The 19,070-nt window shown below is 60.8% G+C and carries 21 protein-coding genes and 1 pseudogene; 8 read left to right on the top strand and 14 right to left on the bottom strand.

Annotation, left to right across the window (positions count from 1 at the left end; all coding sequences use genetic code 11):
* The first annotated feature begins 393 nt into the window (after window positions 1-393).
* Together ACS4RR_RS18235 and ACS4RR_RS18230 are read left to right on the top strand one after the other, a co-directional pair.
* Complete coding sequence (locus ACS4RR_RS18235) at window positions 394-747, top strand: hypothetical protein (protein WP_170257615.1); 354 nt, start codon at window positions 394-396, stop codon at window positions 745-747.
* Between the two features lie 128 nt (window positions 748-875).
* Window positions 876-1,391 carry a superoxide dismutase family protein gene (locus ACS4RR_RS18230; RefSeq protein WP_170256707.1) on the top strand — a complete coding sequence of 172 codons (516 nt, stop codon included), beginning with the start codon at window positions 876-878 and terminating at the stop codon, window positions 1,389-1,391.
* 8 nt (window positions 1,392-1,399) lie between these two features.
* Here the strand turns inward: ACS4RR_RS18230 and ACS4RR_RS18225 are convergent, their stop codons facing one another.
* The 8 genes and pseudogenes from ACS4RR_RS18225 to ACS4RR_RS18190 form a co-directional block, all read right to left on the bottom strand.
* Window positions 1,400-2,290: a mechanosensitive ion channel family protein gene (locus ACS4RR_RS18225; protein WP_170256708.1), complete on the bottom strand. Its 891-nt coding sequence runs from the start codon at window positions 2,288-2,290 to the stop codon at window positions 1,400-1,402.
* 58 nt (window positions 2,291-2,348) lie between these two features.
* The gene (locus tag ACS4RR_RS18220; protein ID WP_260110545.1) at window positions 2,349-2,879 is read right to left on the bottom strand and encodes a tyrosine phosphatase family protein; all 531 of its coding nucleotides are present in this window, start codon (window positions 2,877-2,879) and stop codon (window positions 2,349-2,351) included.
* Window positions 2,876-3,484, bottom strand: coding sequence for a YfbR-like 5'-deoxynucleotidase (locus ACS4RR_RS18215; RefSeq protein ID WP_018070590.1), 609 nt, complete (start codon window positions 3,482-3,484; stop codon window positions 2,876-2,878). The genes ACS4RR_RS18220 and ACS4RR_RS18215 overlap by 4 nt, the downstream gene beginning before the upstream one ends.
* On the bottom strand, window positions 3,481-4,335 hold the full coding sequence (gene ygfZ / locus ACS4RR_RS18210; RefSeq protein ID WP_260110546.1) for a CAF17-like 4Fe-4S cluster assembly/insertion protein YgfZ: 855 nt from the start codon (window positions 4,333-4,335) through the stop codon (window positions 3,481-3,483). Before ygfZ ends, ACS4RR_RS18215 begins: the two co-directional genes overlap by 4 nt.
* A gap of 98 nt (window positions 4,336-4,433) precedes the next feature.
* A pseudogene (locus tag ACS4RR_RS18205) lies at window positions 4,434-5,190 on the bottom strand (hypothetical protein).
* Between the two features lie 18 nt (window positions 5,191-5,208).
* Entirely contained in the window at window positions 5,209-5,466 is a 258-nt protein-coding gene (locus ACS4RR_RS18200; protein ID WP_003546972.1) for a hypothetical protein, read from the bottom strand.
* Between the two features lie 103 nt (window positions 5,467-5,569).
* A complete protein-coding gene (locus tag ACS4RR_RS18195) occupies window positions 5,570-6,013 on the bottom strand; it encodes a TIGR02301 family protein (protein ID WP_017963680.1) in 444 nt (147 codons plus the stop codon).
* 34 nt (window positions 6,014-6,047) lie between these two features.
* Complete coding sequence (locus tag ACS4RR_RS18190) at window positions 6,048-6,464, bottom strand: NUDIX hydrolase (protein ID WP_162118512.1); 417 nt, start codon at window positions 6,462-6,464, stop codon at window positions 6,048-6,050.
* Window positions 6,465-6,536: 72 nt separating this feature from the next.
* Here ACS4RR_RS18190 and ACS4RR_RS18185 point away from each other — a divergent pair, with 72 nt between their 5' ends.
* Together ACS4RR_RS18185 and ACS4RR_RS18180 are read left to right on the top strand one after the other, a co-directional pair.
* The gene (locus ACS4RR_RS18185; RefSeq protein WP_260110548.1) at window positions 6,537-6,857 is read left to right on the top strand and encodes a YnfA family protein; all 321 of its coding nucleotides are present in this window, start codon (window positions 6,537-6,539) and stop codon (window positions 6,855-6,857) included.
* A gap of 41 nt (window positions 6,858-6,898) precedes the next feature.
* Window positions 6,899-7,663, top strand: a complete 765-nt coding sequence (locus ACS4RR_RS18180; protein WP_260110549.1) for an SOS response-associated peptidase — start codon at window positions 6,899-6,901, stop codon at window positions 7,661-7,663.
* A 225-nt stretch (window positions 7,664-7,888) separates the two neighbouring features.
* Here the strand turns inward: ACS4RR_RS18180 and ACS4RR_RS18175 are convergent, their stop codons facing one another.
* From ACS4RR_RS18175 to ACS4RR_RS18155, 5 genes are all read right to left on the bottom strand, one after another.
* Window positions 7,889-8,035: a hypothetical protein gene (locus ACS4RR_RS18175; protein WP_170280042.1), complete on the bottom strand. Its 147-nt coding sequence runs from the start codon at window positions 8,033-8,035 to the stop codon at window positions 7,889-7,891.
* A gap of 332 nt (window positions 8,036-8,367) precedes the next feature.
* Window positions 8,368-9,213 carry a CDP-diacylglycerol--serine O-phosphatidyltransferase gene (gene pssA / locus ACS4RR_RS18170; RefSeq protein WP_026154087.1) on the bottom strand — a complete coding sequence of 282 codons (846 nt, stop codon included), beginning with the start codon at window positions 9,211-9,213 and terminating at the stop codon, window positions 8,368-8,370.
* A gap of 79 nt (window positions 9,214-9,292) precedes the next feature.
* Window positions 9,293-9,991 (bottom strand): phosphatidylserine decarboxylase, encoded by a 699-nt coding sequence (locus ACS4RR_RS18165; protein WP_222384683.1) that lies wholly within the window; start codon window positions 9,989-9,991, stop codon window positions 9,293-9,295.
* 134 nt (window positions 9,992-10,125) lie between these two features.
* Entirely contained in the window at window positions 10,126-12,003 is a 1,878-nt protein-coding gene (locus tag ACS4RR_RS18160) for an ABCB family ABC transporter ATP-binding protein/permease (protein WP_017963686.1), read from the bottom strand.
* Between the two features lie 212 nt (window positions 12,004-12,215).
* Window positions 12,216-14,240: a LysM peptidoglycan-binding domain-containing protein gene (locus tag ACS4RR_RS18155; protein ID WP_260110550.1), complete on the bottom strand. Its 2,025-nt coding sequence runs from the start codon at window positions 14,238-14,240 to the stop codon at window positions 12,216-12,218.
* 185 nt (window positions 14,241-14,425) lie between these two features.
* Between ACS4RR_RS18155 and ACS4RR_RS18150 the strand changes: the two genes are divergently transcribed.
* Window positions 14,426-15,019: an LOG family protein gene (locus ACS4RR_RS18150; protein ID WP_456190151.1), complete on the top strand. Its 594-nt coding sequence runs from the start codon at window positions 14,426-14,428 to the stop codon at window positions 15,017-15,019.
* Between the two features lie 45 nt (window positions 15,020-15,064).
* Here the strand turns inward: ACS4RR_RS18150 and ACS4RR_RS18145 are convergent, their stop codons facing one another.
* Complete coding sequence (locus ACS4RR_RS18145) at window positions 15,065-16,000, bottom strand: LysR family transcriptional regulator (protein ID WP_017963688.1); 936 nt, start codon at window positions 15,998-16,000, stop codon at window positions 15,065-15,067.
* An 89-nt stretch (window positions 16,001-16,089) separates the two neighbouring features.
* On the opposite strand from ACS4RR_RS18145, the gene ACS4RR_RS18140 reads away from it, so the two are divergent.
* The 3 genes from ACS4RR_RS18140 to ACS4RR_RS18130 all read left to right on the top strand — a co-directional run bounded on the left by ACS4RR_RS18140 (window position 16,090) and on the right by ACS4RR_RS18130 (window position 19,012).
* Window positions 16,090-16,983, top strand: coding sequence for an MBL fold metallo-hydrolase (locus ACS4RR_RS18140; protein ID WP_260110551.1), 894 nt, complete (start codon window positions 16,090-16,092; stop codon window positions 16,981-16,983).
* Window positions 16,976-17,983 (top strand): alpha/beta hydrolase, encoded by a 1,008-nt coding sequence (locus tag ACS4RR_RS18135; protein ID WP_456189103.1) that lies wholly within the window; start codon window positions 16,976-16,978, stop codon window positions 17,981-17,983. Before ACS4RR_RS18140 ends, ACS4RR_RS18135 begins: the two co-directional genes overlap by 8 nt.
* A 96-nt stretch (window positions 17,984-18,079) precedes the next feature.
* Window positions 18,080-19,012, top strand: coding sequence for a hypothetical protein (locus tag ACS4RR_RS18130; RefSeq protein WP_456189102.1), 933 nt, complete (start codon window positions 18,080-18,082; stop codon window positions 19,010-19,012).
* Window positions 19,013-19,070: the final 58 nt, after the last annotated feature.

The following is a 19,070-nucleotide window of genomic DNA, read 5'->3' as shown; positions in this document are numbered from 1 at the left end:
TCTTTAGTTGATGCACGTGCCTCACTGCGCCGGACATGAAAGACCTTTCTAAAAGAACACAGAAATTGCTTTTTTATAAGCCGGGACCGTCTGGTGGTAGTTGTGTGACGCCCATTTTCTATGGGCCGAATTAATATTCGGTTGCAGTGCAGCAGCGACTTCACTTCGTCAGACAATTGGTTTGTATGTGAAAAATCGCTGAAATATGTGGGAAATCGGCCGGCTGGCGCAAGCGGAAGGTCACTCTCACGGCGCCGCGTTAACTTTTGTCAATCATCGTTAATGAGAAGTTAACAGCTTATTGACGCACTGCGCAAATCAGTTTAACCACCGAGTCAGCACTGATTTTCCACGTTCGTATTGCGTACAAACACCACCGGCAAAAGGCGGTGAATGGAGGTTTGTATGACCAGCACCACATCCGTTTCAGAGACGTCATATGCATATCTGGCGACGCTTTCGCGGCTCGACGCCAACGGCGATGGCGTCCTCAGCCGCGGCGAACGTGCCGCCGATGAGAAGCCCGGCATCATCAAAGAAATCTTGGAAGACGACACCAGCAGCGACACGCAGCCGAAATTTTCCGGCAGCTTGATTGCTCTGATGATGGACACGCACGATAGCGGCACGGCAAACAGCATCGCCGTTTCCTATCCGTTGCAACAGATCGCGCCGACATCAGGCAATCGGTCCGACGATCTCTACCGCAACACTTACGGCCAGTTCGATTTCGACGCCGTCGCCTGAGCTGCGATTCAATTCGGGTGATCTGCAAGCCGGCCGTTTGGCCGGCTTTTCTTGTTCGATGGTCTCTAATCAGGAACACCTTCCAAGCTGACACGTTCAGAAAGACAATCGAACGGAAGGAGATCTCCATGAAAGCCATGTGCACCATCGCCGCCTTGAGCCTGCTTGCGGTTGCATTGCCGGCAGGCGCTCAGGACAAGCAGACGGCGGTCGCCAATTTCGTCGACAAGGACGGCAAGGAAGATGGCCGCGCGCAGCTGACAGCTGCTGCCAATGGCGGCGTCCTGATCGAAGTCGAGATATCGGGACTGCCGGCGAACAAATGGGTGGCCTTCCACGTTCATGAGACCGGCCGCTGCGACGCCGCGACCCACCTCGAATCGGCGGGCGGTCATTTCAATCCCGGGAAGGCGGAGCATGGCCTCCTTGCCGCTAACGGTCCGCACGCAGGCGATATGCCCAATCAATATGTCGGGCAGGACGGCGTGCTGCGGGCACAGATCTTCAATACCATGGTGACACTCGACGGCAAGACCGACGGCATTCGCGGCCGCGCATTGATGGTGCATGCCAATTCGGATGACTATCGCAGCCAGCCGTCAGGAGATGCTGGTGAACGGCTTGCCTGCGGCGTTGTTCAATAGCTGCCGTCTCACTGCCGCGCCGATGTCGGTTTTTCTGCCGCCGCTCTGCCGTTGTGCTTTTTTTCTGGAGTTGCGTCTGATGCATCCGGCACAGCGGCGGGATTGTCCTTCTCATCGAAGGCGAGTTTCACGCGCTTCACCATGTCACGGCTGACCAGCCACCAATCGCCGGTCTTTGCCCAGTAGCGCAGCGTTACGGAGATCGCGCCGTCACCGAGGCTGTCGATGAAGACGCTGGGTGCCGGTGACATCAGCACTCTGGAATCGGCTTTGGCAAGGCCCATCAGCCTCTCCATCGCCAGATCGATGTCATCCTCATGGGCGACGCTGATTTTCAGCTCGTCCCGCCGCGTGGGCTCGCGGCTGAAGTTGGTAATCGGTGTGTTCCAGAGCGTCGAATTCGGCGCCAACCGATAAAGCCCGTCGCCGGTTCTGAGCTCGGTTGCAAACAATCCGATTTCGCGCACCGTGCCGGCCACGCTGCTGGTCTCGATATATTCGCCGACGCGGAAAGGCCTGAGGATCAGCAGCATGATGCCGGCGGCGATATTCTGCAGTGTCCCTTGCAGCGCCAGTCCGATCGCCAGGCCTGCTGCGCCGAGGGCTGCGATGATCGAAGCGGTCTGGACGCCGAATTGACCGAGCACGGTGATGAACACCAGGATGAGCAGGGCGTAGCGCAGCACATTGGTGAAGAATCGCGCCAGCGTCTCGTCGATGCCATGAACGCGCGACAGGCCTTCATAGGCCCAGCGGCTGGTAAAACCGGCGAGCGCCCAACCAAGGACGAGCAGGATCACCGCCCCGAGGACGGAGAAGGAATACTGCACCGCAAGCGCACTTGCCTGGCTGAGTGCCGTTTGCGTGGCGAGGAGGACATCGGCTGCCTGTTGTTCCATGATCTGGCCCTGTCGACTGTGCGTGGTCGGGGCCTAACTGGAGCGGCTGGCGGCAGCGTCAACCGCAGGCGGCGTCCCGGATCGCAAGCACGAAGGGCGCGTTGCCGTCGGCATCGGCGCCACGCCCGATTGCCCGTACTGCTGCGACCAGCCGGCCGCTGCGGCCGAGCAGCACGTCACCGAGCTCGATCAGCCGGGCATTCGGCGTCGCGAACGGTGAGGCGGCCCGGAGCCGGCGGGCAAGCGCTTCCTCGCTCTGATCGGGTGCTAGCGACAGCGCGGCGATGAGGGCTGCGGCCGGCGATCGCGACACGCCCATCCAGCAATGGATGAGCAACGGCGTCTCCTGTCGCCACGAGGCAGCAAAGTCGATAATTGCTCGCACATGCGTCTCGTCAGGCGCCACGAGATCGCCGGTGCCCTTGAAGACGATGTCGTTCATGCCAAGTGTCAGATGACGTTCGGCCGCGATCACGCCCGGTCGGTGAAAGGCCTGCTCCTTGGCGATCAGGCTGATCATATCACGCGCCTTATGGCGCACTGCCATTTCGGCAATGCTCGACAGCGGCGAGACGACGACAAAGGTCACGACACCATCTCCCGCTCGGCCTCGATCGCCGCGAAACGCTCGCAGAACAATCGCTGCGCCTCGATCGCCGGCAGGGGCTCGATCATCAACATGTCCTTGCTGATGCCGCGCGGCTGGCCGAAGAATTTCTGCGCCTCGGCTGGGGTGAAGCCGGCAAGCACCGTCGCCTCGAAATAGGCGGCGATCGTGTCGGCCTTCTTGATCCGGTCCTTGAGATCGCGCGAGGGATGCGGCGGCAGGCCGAAGCGCAGGTGCACGGCAGCTTCCAACCGCTTTTCCACCGTTTTATAGCCGCCGCCGACCACTGATTTGAACGGCGAGATCATGTCGCCGATCACATATTCGGGTGCATCGTGCAGCAGCGCCATCAGGCATTCCTGCGGCCGCGCGTCGTTGAAGCGGCGAAAAATATCCTCGACGACGAGACTGTGCTGGGCCACCGAAAAAGCATGATCTCCGGAGGTCTGGCCGTTCCAGCGGGCGACGCGCGCAAGCCCATGAGCGATATCGGCGAGTTCGACATCGAGCGGCGAGGGGTCGAGCAGGTCGAGCCTGCGCCCGGACAGCATGCGTTGCCAGGCACGCGGCGCTTTCGTCGTTGTCACGCGCTGGCCTCGTCGGCGCTGGCGGGAAAGACAAGGCCGGACCATGCCGGCAGGGTGAGAGAAACGGGCGTTTCTCCGGCCAGCAGAGGCGTGCCTGCGGCCATCGCCGCGCCGGCGCGGTCGATGCGCACGATCGCAAGTCCACTGCCGCCTTCGACCGAACCGAGCGTTCCCACAGGCTTGCCGCCAGCGGTAATCTCTGTCCCTGTCGCCGGCAAGGCTGTTGCGGCGGACACCGTGACGACGCGCCGGCGCGCGGTGCCGCGGTGCTGCATGCGCGAGACGACCTCCTGGCCGACATAGCAGCCTTTCCTGAAGGAGAGCCCACCGTTGAAATCCATCAGCACGTCATGCGGGAAGGCGTCCTGCAGGGCAAAGTCCGATCCTGACGTGACGATGCCGTGGCTGATGCGCAGCGCGTCGTAGAGTGCTTCTTTGCCATCACCATGTTTGCCGGGCCGGCGGATCAGCGTGACGCCCGCCTTGGCGAAACGGCTGTCTCGGGCGCCCTGCCTATCCCGGACGCCCTCGGCATCCTCGCCCCAGCAAACGGTGACGCCCTCTTTGGTGCTTGGGGCAAGTGTGACGGCGGCGCGCAGCTTGTACATCGTCAACCGCTTCAGCAGGCTGTCGCGCTGGCCGGCATCGGTTTCGATCATGTAACCGTCGCCGTCCTGCCAGATCATGAAATCGAACAGGATCTTGCCCTGCGGCGTCAAGAGTGCCCCGGGCCGCGCCTCGTCGGGCCCAAGCGAGCTGATATCGGTGGTGATCAGGTTTTGCAGGAAGGATTGGGCGTCCGCGCCGCTGACGAAGAGCAATGAGCGGTCTTTCAGGAATACGGCTGGCATGGCAGAACCTGTCGCGTTGATCATCGCTCAGAGGTATGTCTTCATGAGCTGGATCGCAAGCGCCATGCGAGACGTGAAAGGCGCAGCCAAGATGAGTGTCAGTCGCCCGCCGTGAAGAATTTCCATTTGCCCTCAGGCGTAATGCCGAGGCGATAGAAATTGTATCCGCCGAATTCCTGCATGTCGGAGAGATCGCCGGCCGTGACGATGCGCAGCAGCTCGACGCGCTCCGGCGGTGTCAGCGACTTCAGGTCTTTCTCGGCAAAATAAGGCCAGACATACATGTCTTCTGCTGTGCCCTGGCCGACATGCACGAAGCCGGTCGAGACAATGTCGAGCATGATGGCAAGGATCTCGTCTCCGTCGGGATCGCCCGAAAGGTCCTTCAGCGTGCCGATAGGATCGTCGGTCGGCTCGCCCACAGTCACCTGCGTCTGGTCGGCGCCGGTGCCCATCAGCGGCCGCAGCCGTTCGAGATCGCCGGAGGCGGCCGCCTCGACGATCTGCTCGCGCAACTTTCGAACCGGCTCTGGCACCTTGCTGATGTCGTAGATCACCTCGACGGGCTTGGAGCTGTCCTGAGCGCCCGGCGTCTTGTCGGCACCCTGATTGTTCTGGCTGTTGACCAGCGGATCGGCCATGGGAACGCCGGGAGTGGTCCCCCTGCGGCTGGCTCTGTCCCTGAGCGCTTCCCTGCGCGGGCGGCGTGTCGTTGGCCGCCTGGCCGGGGATCTTGTGCAGTTCGGAAAGCGCATAGGCTGCCGGCGCAAGGAAAATATTGCCGGCGGCGAGGCTGAACGCAAGCAGCACCGGCGCGAGGGGAATTCGCGAAACTTTCTCTTTACCGGTGTGCATCAAGCTCTCTGATAACAATTATTGCAGGGTGCGGTTTGCGGAGAATTCGCCGGCAAGCATGCGCTCGCGCAGCGAATCGAGCAGGGCTTCCGCGCTCTTTTCCCCATGCAACCTGATCGTCTCGCGCAACGCATGCGCAATGGCGGCATCAGCGATGATTTCAGGCTCGATACCGTCGGCCATGCCATCGGCCCAAGCCTCGTTCTGGTACTCCAGAGCCGCCTGCATCTTTTCGTGGACGATCATGTCGTCGATGTCGTTGAGGCTTGCTTCCATTGTCTTTTCCTCAGAACTTCTCATGTCTTACTGCACCGTTAACAACACTAACAGCCTTTTCCCAAAACGACACGTCCGCATGCGAAAACAGGTTAATTAAACGTCAATTTCCAAAGCGCGAGGTAATTTCTGTGGCAAGTGTTGCACCTTCGTTACGGTAGCGCTCTTCTGCCACGATGGCCGCCGGGGTGCAATCCGTATAGACCGAGGCGAAGGCGCGATAGCCGCGATTGAAGGCCGCTGTGAGCCTTTCCTTGCGCTGCGGCTCGTTGCCGGTCTCCGAATCGAGCAGCTGCTGCATGCCGTTTCGCCACTCGTCGCCGCCGGGCGCCTTGCAGAGCGTTCTCAGATAATGCACCGAACCCAGCACCTCGGCGAACCGCGCCAGCTTGTCGTCATAGGGCACGCTCACGATCGGCGGCGCAATCTCCTCCTCCTGTGGAGGCGGCGTATTCTTGCCCTGCGCCATCGTAGGGCCGGCGAGCACGAGCAGGGACAGGAAAACGCGCCGAACGGGAATCATGCTCCCAGTTGATACGCTCAGCATGACAGCAACAAGGCGTGCTTCAAAGTTTCCACGTCTATTCGCCGCTCGCCAGCCGCTCTGCGCATTCGAGCACGCTCTGCGGCACGGGCAGTTGCCGGATTTCCTCCACCGTGAACCAGCCGAGGGCGACCGCGTCGTCGGCGGCTTCCGCCACCGCGTCTTCATCGGCATCAACCCGAAAAACCGACAGCAGGAAATGGCTGTTGACGCTGCCGTCGGCCGCATGCGTCTTCAGCTCGTAGGTCGAAAACAGCCGCGGATTGCGTGCCGAAATGCCGGTCTCTTCATGAAATTCGCGCAATGCCGTTTGCTCCGGCGCTTCGCCGGGCTCGGCCCGCCCGCCGGGAAAGGCGTACATGTCGGCGGAAGGCGGATTGCGCCGCAACACGAGGAGGAATCGCTCGTCTCGTTTGAGAATGGCGGAGGAGGCGGCTCTGGCGGTGGAGGTCATCGGGGCCTGCTCTTGCTGTGATCGCCCATCTTATCGGATGAAGAGTGCGGCGGAGATCTGAAAGGTGCTTCCATGACCTACATCATATTTGCTTTTGCCGCTCTCTTCGAGATCGCCGGCTGCTTTGCCTTCTGGGCATGGCTGAAGCTCGAAAAGCCCGTCTGGTGGCTGGCGCCGGGCATGGTCTCCCTGGCGCTTTTCCCCTGGGCTCTGACGCTGGTGCCGAGCGAGGCTGCCGGTCGTACCTTCGCGGCTTATGGCGGCATTTATATCCTCGCCTCGCTGCTCTGGCTGTGGCTGGTCGAGAGCCGCGTGCCTGATCGTTACGATATCGGCGGCGCGCTGATCTGCCTTGCCGGCGCAAGCCTCATCCTCTTCGCGCCGAGAGGCTGAGGCGTCTTGACCGGATACGAGCCGGGTGCAAAGACAGGCCGATGTGTGGACGTCTCGCCCTGACAAGCTCCAGCGCCGACCTGAGCGACTTCTTCTCCGGTCTCGATCTCGACAATTTTCCGGCGCGCTACAACATCGCGCCGACGCAACCGATCCTAGTCGTCATATCCGGCGAGGGCAGGGAGCAGGGCAGCAACTTGGCCGACCGGCGCGCCGTGCTCGTGCGCTGGGGCCTCACGCCGGGCTGGGTCAAGGATCCGAGAGATTTCCCGCTGCTGATCAACGCGCGCTCTGAAACTGCGATTGGCAAGGCCTCTTTCCGCGCCGCCATGCGTCATCGCCGCGTGCTCATTCCTGCCTCCGGTTTCTATGAATGGCATCGCCCGTCGAAGGAAAGCGGCGAGCGGCCGCAGGCCCACTGGATCAGGCCGCGCCAGGGTGGGGTCATCGCCTTTGCAGGGCTGATGGAGACATGGTCCTCGGCCGACGGCTCCGAGGTCGATACCGGCGCGATCCTGACGACATCCGCCAATTCAGCCATATCGGCGATCCACGATCGCATGCCTGTCGTCGTCAGACCTGAGGATTTCTCGCGCTGGCTCGATTGCAAGACACAGGAGCCGCGCGACGTAGTCGACCTGATGCAGCCCGTTCAGGACGATTTCTTCGAGGCCGTCCCGGTCTCCGACAAGGTCAACAAGGTCGCCAATATGGGTCCCGACCTGCAGGAGCGGGTCGTCGTCGAAAAGCCGCTGAAGGCGCCCGAAAAGCAAAAGCCTGACGACGGCCAGCTCAGCTTCTTCTGAACACCATCCGCCGCACCAGCAGGCCCGTCGGCGACCTATCGGCGCCGACGTCTCACATAAGCGGTGGCGATGCGCCGCTTCGTCCATCAGGTTTTTCGGGTTGTGCTGATGTCGCCAGAGCGTTGTCAGGAGATTTCCGGCAATTGCCTCGTCATTCACTTCGTCAGCGGTGCCTAACGCATGTAACCCGAAAGCACGCATGATTCCAATGTGAAGCCTTCCGCCTCAAGCGGATTTCTTGACGCTGGCCGGCTTATGCTTCGCCATCAGCGATGCTGCGGCAACAGCCTTCAGGCCGACGGGGCGATAGTTGGCGGCGAGATCTGGCTTGGCCGCCTGCTGTTCGCCGGTACTGCTCTTCTTCGAAGTCACGATACTCTCCTTACGTGGTTCTTCCCTGGGTATTTTATGGTTTGATGTTTCGTCACGAATAGCGACAAAATGGGGGCGCAGGTGATCAGGATTTGTAAACGCGCACCATAATTCGCGAGGCTTAACTGAAGCCTACGTTGGTTAAAACTTACTGAAGAGAGTGGTTCCAATAAAAGTGCGAAAGCGGTTTTCTGGGGAAAAGCGCGGAACAGTTTTCACCCGGATAAGCGCACGGTTTCTCCGGGGAAAACGCATGCTTTTCCCGGGGATCCGTCAGAACGAAGGGAAAGAAGCATTTCCGTCATTTGGAGAAATCCGGAAATGCTGGCAGATCAGATGTGCCGGCCGATATCGTCGTCGCCGACGCCGGGTTCCTCGATCGTCAGCGTCCCATATTTCCGCTGCCATTTCCGCGCGCCGAAGGGAAGCGATACGAGGTAGGCGGCAACGGTGAAGACCATCACCTCCCAGGTGTAGCTCATCAGCAGAGCCACATAGAGCACGACGCCGAGCATCATCGGCAGCACGAGATCGCGCCGCAAGCGGTTGCCTTCCGATTTGCCCGACCAGACCGGCAGCCGGCTGATCAGCAGGAAGGCGATAAGCACGGTATAGATCGACGAGAGATAGGCGAAGGTGCGGTCCGTCGCCAGCCCGAGGAAGCCGAGATAGACCGGCAGCAGCACCAGCATGGCGCCAGCCGGCGCCGGCACGCCGACGAAATATTCGGATTGCCAGCTCGCCTTGTTTTCGCGTTCGGCCATGACGTTGAAACGGGCAAGGCGAAGCCCGGCGGCGATCGCATAGATCAGGGCGGCGATCCAGCCGAGCGAGCGCGCCTGGTCGAGCGCGAACACATAAACGACGAGGGCGGGTGCGACGCCGAAATTGACGATGTCGGCAAGCGAATCCATCTGCGCGCCGAATTTGGAAGTCGCCTTCATCAGCCGCGCCACGCGCCCGTCGATACCGTCGAGGAAGGCGGCGAGCAGCACCATGGAGACGGCGAGCTCGTAACGATTCTCGAAAGCCAGCCGGATGCCGGTCAGCCCGGCGCAGATCGCCAGAATGGTGATGAGGTTCGGAAAGACGAGCCGGAGCGGGATTTCGCGCAGACGTGGGCCGCGGGCGGAATCATCCGGCCCATTGGGCTCGAAAGGCGGAAAAGGCGTTTCCATATCGCGTTCCAATCGTTCCTAAGGCAATTCCAGCAACAGTGCGTAGCGCTTCTGCACTTCCGTGAAAAGCTGAACCGCTCTAGCTGCGGCGGCTGATGACGGGACCCTTGACGGAGGCGAATTCGGCGATGACGGTTTCTCCCGCAACCGCCGTCTGGCCGAGCGAGACACGTGGCGCGGCACCGGCGGGCAGGAATACGTCGAGCCGCGAGCCGAAACGGATCAGCCCGAAGCGCTCGCCGGCATCCACAGGCTCGTTGGGGTTTGCCCAGCAGAGGATACGCCGCGCCACGAGGCCGGCGATCTGCACGACGCCGATCTGGCCGTGGCGGGTTTCGATCACCAGTCCATTGCGCTCATTGTCCTCGCTCGCCTTGTCGAGCTCGGCGTTGACGAAGCTGCCGGAGCGGTAGTTGATGCTGACGATGCGCCCGCGCATCGGCGCCCGGTTCACATGGCAATTGAAGACGTTCATGAAGACCGAGATGCGCAGCATCGGCTCGGAGCCCAGATTGAGCTCTGCCGGAGGGGTCACCATCTGGATCGCCGAGACCTTGCCATCGGCGGGAGAGATCACCAGATCGTCGTCCTGCGGGGTCACGCGCTCGGGATCGCGGAAGAAATAGGCGCACCAGAGCGTGAAGATCATGCCGATCCAGAAGAGCGGCTTGAAGATCCAGCCCAAGACAAGCGACGCGACGAAGAAGGCGGCAACGAAGGGATAACCCTCCTTGTGCACGGGGACGATCGTGTTGCGAACCGTGTTGAACAGGCTCATGGCTGCCGGTCTCCTTGCGTTTTCATTTTTGCTGGTTAGCGAAAAACGGTCTCCGGGGCAATGCTGCGGCCTCGGCCCTGGTTTCCACGCCGGGGTTCTGAACAACAAAAGCCGGCCGGCGTCGGTTTCCCGGCTCAGCTTGCCGGAGCAAGCCGACTTATGACCCCCAGCTCGTCGCTTTCGCGCACCTGCTTCAGATGTTCTTCGGCCTGCGTCGCCTCGCGCTGGCGGTTCCACATCGAGGCATAAAGGCCGTTTCTTTCGAGGAGGGCGGCATGTGTTCCGCGCTCGGCAATCTCGCCGCTTTTGAGTACGATGATTTCATCGGCGTTGATGACAGTCGAAAGCCGGTGGGCGATGACCAGCGTCGTGCGGTTCTTCGAAACCAGGTCGAGTGCCTCCTGGATTTCCCGCTCCGTCGTCGTGTCGAGCGCAGACGTCGCCTCGTCGAGGATCAGGATCGGCGGCGCTTTAAGGATGGTGCGGGCGATCGCCACCCGCTGCTTCTCGCCGCCCGAAAGCTTCAACCCGCGCTCGCCGACCTTGGTTTCGAACCCCTCGGGCAGCATTTCGATGAAATGCGCAATCTGCGCCACCTCAGCCGCCGCAAAGACCTCGCCCTCGCTGGCCGATGTGCGGCCGTAGCGAATGTTGTAGGCGACGGTATCGTTGAAGAGCACGGTATCCTGCGGCACCATGCCGATGAGAGAGCGCAGGCTCTTCTGCGTCACCGTGCGGATATCCTGACCGTCGACGGTGATCGCGCCGCTCTGGATATCGTAGAAACGATAGAGCAGGCGCGACAGCGTCGATTTGCCCGCACCCGATGGACCGACGACGGCGACCGTCTTGCCTGCCGGCACCTCAAAGGAAATGCCCTTCAGGATCGGGCGGGCCGGATCGTAGGCGAAGTGCACGTCCTTGAAGGAGATCGCGCCTTGGCCGATCCGAAGTTCTGTCGCATCGGGCGCATCGTTGACCTCGGCCTTCACTTCAAGCAGGTCGAACATCTGCTCGATATCGGTCAGCCCCTGGCGGATTTCGCGGTAGACGAAGCCGATGAAGTTCAGCGGTGCGGAAAGCTGCAGCAGCATCGAATTGACGAAAACGAAATCGCCGACCGTCTGCTCCCCGCGCTGCACGGCCAGCGCCGACAGTACCAGCATGATCGTCGTGCCGATGCCGAAGATGACGCCCTGGCCGAAGTTCAGCCAGCCGAGCGAAGTCCAGACGTCGGTCGCCGCCTTCTCATAACGTTCCATCGATTTGTCGAAGCGCTTTGCCTCCATCTCCTCATTGCCGAAATATTTGACTGTCTCGAAATTGAGGAGGGAGTCGATCGCCTTGGTGTTGGCGTCGGTATCGCTGTCGTTCATCGAGCGGCGGATGGCGATGCGCCAGTCGGAGGCGCGGATCGTGAACCAGATATAGGCCCAGACGGTAAAAGCGGTAACGGCGAGATAGGAGAAGCCGTAGCCCCACCAGAAGATCACTGCCGTCAGCAGGAATTCGATGACGGTCGGGACCGAATTGAGGATCGTGAAGCGCACGATCGTCTCGATGCCCTTGGTGCCGCGCTCGATAATGCGCGAGAGCCCGCCGGTCTTGCGCTCCAGATGGAAGCGCAGCGACAGCTCGTGCATGTGCACGAAGGTTCTGTAGGCAAGCTGGCGCACCGCATGTTGTCCGACGCTGGCAAAGAGCGCGTCGCGCAACTGGTTGAGGCCAAGCTGGATCAGCCGGGTGATGTTATAAGCAATCACCAGCGCGATGGCGCCGGCCAGCAGCGGCGGCACGGAGCCTGCAAGATCCATCCTGCCGTTCAGCGCATCGGTCGACCATTTGAAGAAATAAGGAACGAGCAGCAATACGAACTTGGAGATCAGCAGAAAGACCGAGGCCCAGACGACGCGCATCCTGAGGTCGGGCCGGCCGGCCGGCCACATATAGGGCCAGAGGTTGAGAAGCGTCTGCAGCAGGTTGGATTCCGAGACTGTCTTGCCGTTTGCCATGCTTGTCTCCAGCCCGGATGGGCTTGCCGCGATTGCGGCGCTTCGATGCCGGCAAAAGCAGGGAACCGGGACGTGCCTGAAAGCGCTTCCCACAACCCGCAGCCGCCACCGCCAGATAGGGTGCCAGGCGGACGAATACAACAAATGCAGGGGTAAGGAAACGACGAGGCCGGGCGTTTATCCCACCCGGCCTCGTCGTGTCGTTTTGCAGCTTAGAGATGCTGGCCGGACATCCGCTTGCGGTGCAGCTCTTCGGCATTCGGCAACACATCCTTCGGCAGACCGAAGATCTGACCGGGGCGGATGCGATCGGGATCGACGATCTTGTCCTCGTTGGCGATGTAGATCGTCGTGTAACGAACACCGAGGCCATAGGTGCGGCGCGAGATCTGCCACAGCGTGTCGCCGCGGCGAATGATGACTGCCGCGTTGTTTGCCGTCAGCGGCGCCTGTTCGATCGTCTTCGGCTGGCCGCTTCCGACATCGTTTGCGGACGGCGCTGCCGGCGCGGGTGCCACGGAGAGTTCGGCGATCATCGCGCCGAGCCTGTCGAGTGCGCTGCCCACGGATTTCGCATCCTTCGGCAGGCCCTGCAGCAGTTTCAGCGCGTTGCCGGCGATCTGAGAGGCGGTGCCTGACGTGTGCTTGAAGGCGTCCGGCGCATCGGCCGCAGGCCGGAAATCGGCGACGGAGCGCAGAGCGAATTCCGTTCCCGAGCGCGCCGCGGCGAGCTGCTCGGGGCCTGGAAGCTTGCCATCGGCAAACAGCCGCTTCAGCAGGCCGAAGGCCTTGCCGACTTCGGCTTTGAGTTTGTCGAGCTCGCCTTCATCGAGCGGCACCATCGAGGGAGCGCTGTTCGTGTCGGCGGGTACCGATTGCGCGGCGACCCTCACCTGGTCGCCGGCAGGCCGATTGAAGTTGACCGCCGCGCGCACGATCACCTTGCCTGTGGGATCAACGACATCGACGCGGATCTTGTGGTCGCCGACCGAGAGCGCCACCACGCCGTCGATGACGAAGTGGCCGTCGGAGCCGGCGGTATCCTGGCCGACGAGGCTGTCGTCGGCATAACCGATAACCTTGGCGTTGGGGCGCGTCGTGCCGGCAATAAAGATCTTGCTGCCCTCGATTTCGACGGCATTGACCATCACATCGGGCACATTCGTCTTATCCGATGGCGTAGCTGCGCCGCCGGAGGAGGTGTCGGTGAGGTTCGGCGCCTGCAGCGCCAGCTCGCCGGTTGGTGCAGCTGTTGCAGCAGGCGCAGCCGAGCTTTCGTCCGTTGCCGGCTTGTTCGCAGGCGGAGCCATCGGATTGGAGGCATCGGCAACTTCGGTTCCGGCCTTCGGCGCAGTGATGATACGGCTCGCCGCGCCGGGTTTGGAGACCATGGCGAGCAGATTGGCGCCATTGCCGTCCTTCGGCACGGAAATGGTCGCGACTTCTTCGGAAAGCGTGCTCTTGCCGTCCTTTCCCGTGAACTTGAGCACGAGTTGGTGGTCGCCGGCCGGAAGCGGATCGTCGAGAACGGCAGCAAAATCGCCGCTCGCATCGACATTGGCCGTCGTCACCACCTTCTCGCCGTCGAGCACCTCGAGCTTGCCGTTCGGTTCGGCGGAACCGGCAATCACCGTCGATCCGTCGGGCTCGACGCGCAATACGTCGAAGGCCGGAAGTTTCGGGCCGGTATTCTCCACTGCCGTGTTCGCCGCAGGGGCGGTCTCCGGCGCACCGGTCAGAGCAGCCTCTGCCTTGGCGATCGCGGCAAGCGCATCGGCAATGTTCTCAGGCAGCGCCTGGACGATGGCGAGCGCCTTCGCGCCGCCGTCCTTGGCCTTTGCGGCAAGGGTCTGGGTCGCGGGATCGAGGCCCTCGGGGATTGTAAAATCAGCAAGCGCGGTCAGCGCGCTGACGGCCTTGGTCTTGGCGGCGGTGAAGACATCGATGGCAGGGCCCTTGCCGTCGGCAAACAGCGCCTTGAGCTCGCTGAGCGACACGCCGGCATCGGCCGATAGGCGGCCCACCTGGTCGGCGACCGCAGCCGCGTCGCCCACAGCGGAGCGCGATGTCTTTGCCGCCTCGTTAACCGTGTTCTTGAGCTCCGTGCTCGCTTGGTTGATGGCGTCGCCGACCTTGGCTGCATCGCCGCCGATGCGCGGCATGACGAAAAACACCATCAGTATGATTGCGATTGCGAGGACTGCAAGAGCCAGCAAGCCGGCACGGTTCTTCATCATTATGTCTCCCAGAGCGGCAATTTGCCGTAATACCCAAAATTGCTAGCGATTCCCGTTGCTTTCCACAAGCATTCAAAGCAATTAGGCAAGCTAGGCATGCTGCTTTTCAGTCAATTTTCTTGACTGCATTGAAATGGAATAGTTGTTTTGCCCTCATGACCGAACAATCTGTATCGATTTGATCCATCTGCGTTTACTGCGGCTCAAGGCCGGGACGCGATCCTTCCCACATGGCGGCCGGGCGTGCTCTCGGAAGAGAGATCGCCGAATACGGCCTGCGCCTCGTCTATGGTGGGGGTACCAAAGGCATCATGGGCGCGGTTGCCAGCGGCGTGCTTTCCGGCGGCGGTCAGGTCACGGGCATCATTCCCGAATTCCTGATCGATATGGAAGCGACTCGCCACTCGCTCGGTCAGCTGAACGAACTCATTGTAACCCCTGACATGCATGCGCGCAAACACACCATGTTCGAGCGCTCCGATGCCTTCGTGGCGCTGCCCGGCGGCATCGGTACGCTGGAGGAGATCGTCGAGATCATGACGTGGGCGCAGCTCGGCCGCCACGAGAAGCCGATGGTCTTTGCCAACGTCAACGGTTTCTGGGATCCGATGATGGAACTGATGCGCCATATGACCGAAGAAGGTTTCCTGCATACCGCCCATCGGGTGCAACCGCTCGTCGTCGACGAGATCTCCGGCATCATTCCGGCGATCATGGCCCAGGCAGCCCAGCTCGCCGCCGATCGTGACGGCGAGGACGAGGTGATTTCGAAGATGTAGGCGGGCAGGCGGCCCTCGCGCGGTCAAGCTATTTTGCAAGCAAATTCAGCTATAAGCCGAAACAAGCTGCGTCACCTGAGATCGTATCCATCTATTGGCGGGATCATTGTCGCTTGCTGCCGACCAGACCATCGATATCGGGCTTACCGTTAAATCGAGGGGAACGTCGGCGACTGCCAAGCCAAACAGGCCGGCATACCGCTTCACAATTCTGGTCGGCAGCGTCGCGATCAAGGGCGCTTCCAGGACAGCCGTCAGCACAGTCAGGAATTCCGGCGCTGCCACCGACACGTCGAGCCGCACGTTGATCCGCTTCAACGCATCATCAATGCAGCCTTCGATGGCATCCTTCTGTGAAACCAGTGCATGCTTCAGCCCGACATAGCTGTCGCGGTCCAATGCTTGGGGAAGATCGAGAAGCTTCGGATTGTAGCAGCACATCAGTGATTGTTCGAACAGCAGGCTGCGCCGATGTCTATTGTTGCCGTCATCGTAGCAGCCGACGCCGAGATCGATGACGTTGTCGTCCAGAAGCTTGTGGACCATCTCGGGATTGACCGCACGGGCGAGCACTCTAATGCCGGGCGCCGTCTCGTTCAACATAGCGGCGAGACGCGGCACGAGCAGCACCTCAAGCTCGCTGGAAAAGCCGATACGGAATATCTGCTCGGCCTTGCCGGGCTCAAAGGCATTAGGCGTTACGATCGCCTGCTGCGTACGGCTGAGTATCTGCTCCACCGCCTCGGCGAAACGCAGCGCGCGATGGGTCGGCTGCATGACCTGGCCGACACGCACGAACAGCTCATCCTGAAGCAGTGTGCGAAGAGTTCCGAGATTGTGGCTCATGGCAGGCTGCTGGATTTTCAGACGAACAGCAGCTTTCGTCACGCTCCGCTCCTTCATGAGCGCATCGAATGCGACGAGCAGGTTCAGGTCAAAGGACCACAAATTGAAATGATCGATGGAGACAATTTCATTCATCGATTTGATCGTTGCACGAAATCTCCCTATTGTCCATAGGCATCAGACAGCGCTGTCCCCGGTTCCAGTTCAACTCGAAAGGAAATTCCATGAGCGATCTTGGAAAGGAATATCGTATTGCCGGCGTGACGGTGAGGAAGGTGCAAGAGCAGTATCTGCACAACGTCCCGCCCTCGTTTCTCTATCCGGCTGCCGCTTCTGAGGAACTTAGGGCGGTCGAGCCGCGGCTTTCCGCTGTCGATATGGAAGAGGGCCGCGATGCCCTTGTGGTGAGTATACATACTTGGCTTGTAAGGACGCCCGACCACATCATCCTCATCGATACCGGCTCGGGCAACGACAAGGAAAGACCGCGTAATCCCAGCTTCCACCATCAGACCATCCCGTTTCTCGACAGGCTGCGCCAGGCGGGTGTCGGGCCGGAAGACGTCGACTTCGTCATCAATACCCATCTCCACGTCGATCATTCCGGCTGGAATACCGTGCTTGAGGACGGAAGATGGATTCCCACCTTCAAAAATGCGCGCTACATCTTCCCCCGCGCCGAGCAGGAATATTACTCGTCAACGGCAAGCCACAACGACGTCAACATTCCCAGTGCCGGCGTCTATGAAGACAGCGTGCGGCCCGTGATCGAGGCGGGGCTTGCTGATTTCATCGACAGCGCAGGCGGTCCTTTCCTGGATCGATTCACCTTCTTGCCGACACCTGGCCACAGCATCGGCCATATGTCCGTTCTGCTGGAATCGGGCAAGGAAGCGGCGATTTTTGCTGGCGATGTCATGCACCATCCGATCCAGGTGGAGCGTCCTGACCTCAACACGGTGTTCTGCGAATTCCGGGATCAGGCTGCCCAGTCCAGACGGCGTGTCCTCGAGTTCGCAGCCGATAATCGTGCCATTTACTTCTCCACGCATTTCCCCGGCTCGTCTGCTGGTTATGTGACCCGCGACGGCGAAAAATTCAGGTGGTCCTATGTCTGAGAACAAGCTCGCATCTTCAGCTTTTGACGCAGGCGAGATCGTATTCGACGAGCATTACGTCGATAGCGGAACCGATGGCATCAAGCTCTATCTCCGCAATAAGCGAAGGAGAGATCACAAAGCCTTTCTCGCGGAGAAAACAATCGTAATGGTGCACGGGGCGACCTTCTCGTCCGGAAGTCTTTACGATGTTCCCTTCAACGGGATGTCTTTCATCGACTTCCTCGCCAATCAAGGCTTCGATGTCTTTGCGGTTGATGTCCGGGGCTATGGAAAGTCGACCCGCCCGCCGGAAATGCAGGCGCAGCCCGATCTCAACCCGCCGCTTGTCGGCACCGACACTGGCGTCGAGGACTTCGCAACGGCTGTCGATTTCGTCCTTCGGCTTCGCGGTCTCAACGCCGTCAGCGTCTTCGCAATGTCCTGGGGCGGCACCGTGGCCGGTGCATATGCTGCGCGCAACGGCGACAAGATCGTCAAGCTGGCACTGCTCGCGCCGCAATGGCTGAGCGACGTTCCCATCCCGATCGATCAGGGTGGGATCCTCGGTTCCTATCGGCTTGTCCCAGTCCATGCGGCCTTGCCGCGTTGGCTGAGCACCGCACCCGAATACGCGCGTGACCGACTTGTGCCGGAGGGCTGGTTCGACCTCTGGGCTAAACTGACCCTTTCGGAAGAGACGTCGCAGGCTGACAGGGAGCAAGGCAAACTTCGGGCCACGAATGGGCCGATCCAGGACATCCGCACCTACTGGCGATCTGGAAATCCCTACTATCGTCCGAGCGAGATCTGCGCCCCGGTGCTGCTGTTGCATGGTGAATGGGACATCGACGTTCCGCCTGATCTGGCGCGGACCTATTTCGAGCAGCTGACCGGCGCCTCCTACAGGCGATGGGTGGAAATCGGGGAGGCGACGCACCTCGCTCTCATGGAGACCAATCGCATGCAGGCCTATTCCGAGGTTCAGCGCTTTTTCGATGAATCCTTCCAACCGGAATAGAATTTGAACGAACGGGCTCCGGGATCGGATTTCGGAGCCCGCTTCCTCCGTTAAGTCCGCTGCAAGTCCGGCGCCGCCACCAAGCCACTCGTTCCCATGACAATTCTGATCACCGCCATTCTGGATGCCGGGCGAAGTGCCGTCGACATCGCGATATTCACCTTTCTGCCGTTGATGATCGTGACCTTCTCGCTGATGCGCTATCTCGAAGGCATTAGCGCATTGCGATGGATCGCCGGCAAGGCCAATCCGCTCTTCGGATTGTTTGGTCTGGACGGTTTCGGAGCCTTGGCGATTATCCAGCTCAGCCTCGTCAGTTCGGCTGCCCCGGTCTCGGCCCTGTCGCTCATGGCGCACAAGGGGACGTCGGAGAGATGTCGGGCCGCTGCCTTTGCCGCGGTGCTTGCGGCCGCGCCGGCAAATGCCAGTTTTCCGCTCGCAAGTCTCGGTGTCGATCCCGGCTTGATCATCGTGAACGGTATTTGCGGAGCGCTTGTGGCCTCCACTCTTGCCTGCTGGCTGGTTGGGCTCCGTTTCCAGTCTGGACAGATCTGTTCCTGTTACAAGGCGGATGAGCCCGTCGCCGCAAGGCTCGATCTGCTGACGGCGATCAACCGCGGTGGCGCAGACGCCGTTCGGGCCATTTCTGCAATCCTGCCGGTGCTGGTGATCTCACTTCTAATGGTCAGGCTTATCCAAATCACAGGCGCACTTTCGGCCTTCACGTCCGTCGCGCTGCCATTGCTTCAGTTGCTCAGCGCTTCGCAGCAGGATGTCCTGTTCTTCCTCACAAAGTGCCTGGCAGGATCAAGTGCAGCGGTCACCCTGTTACTCGACGTCCACAAGGAGCTACGTCTTCAGCCTGAGAAAATAATTCGCGGATCCGCATTTCTGGTAAACGCTCTCGACCTTCCTGGTCTTTCCATCCTTATCGCTTCGGTGCCAGCGCTCCGGTCGGTGGCAGGCGTTGCCATCGTGAGCGCATTGGCGGGAATCCTTGTCCGCACGGCGCTGGTGTCCTGGCTTTGAGCCAACACGCTCCTGCTTTGATGGATCGTTACGGAGCACCGACTACATGCTTTGGGTG

Origin of the sequence: Rhizobium zaerense (genome assembly GCF_051810725.1) — a bacterium.
GTDB classification, from domain to species: domain Bacteria; phylum Pseudomonadota; class Alphaproteobacteria; order Rhizobiales; family Rhizobiaceae; genus Rhizobium; species Rhizobium leguminosarum_I.
This window is presented reverse-complemented; position numbering and strand designations above follow the sequence as displayed.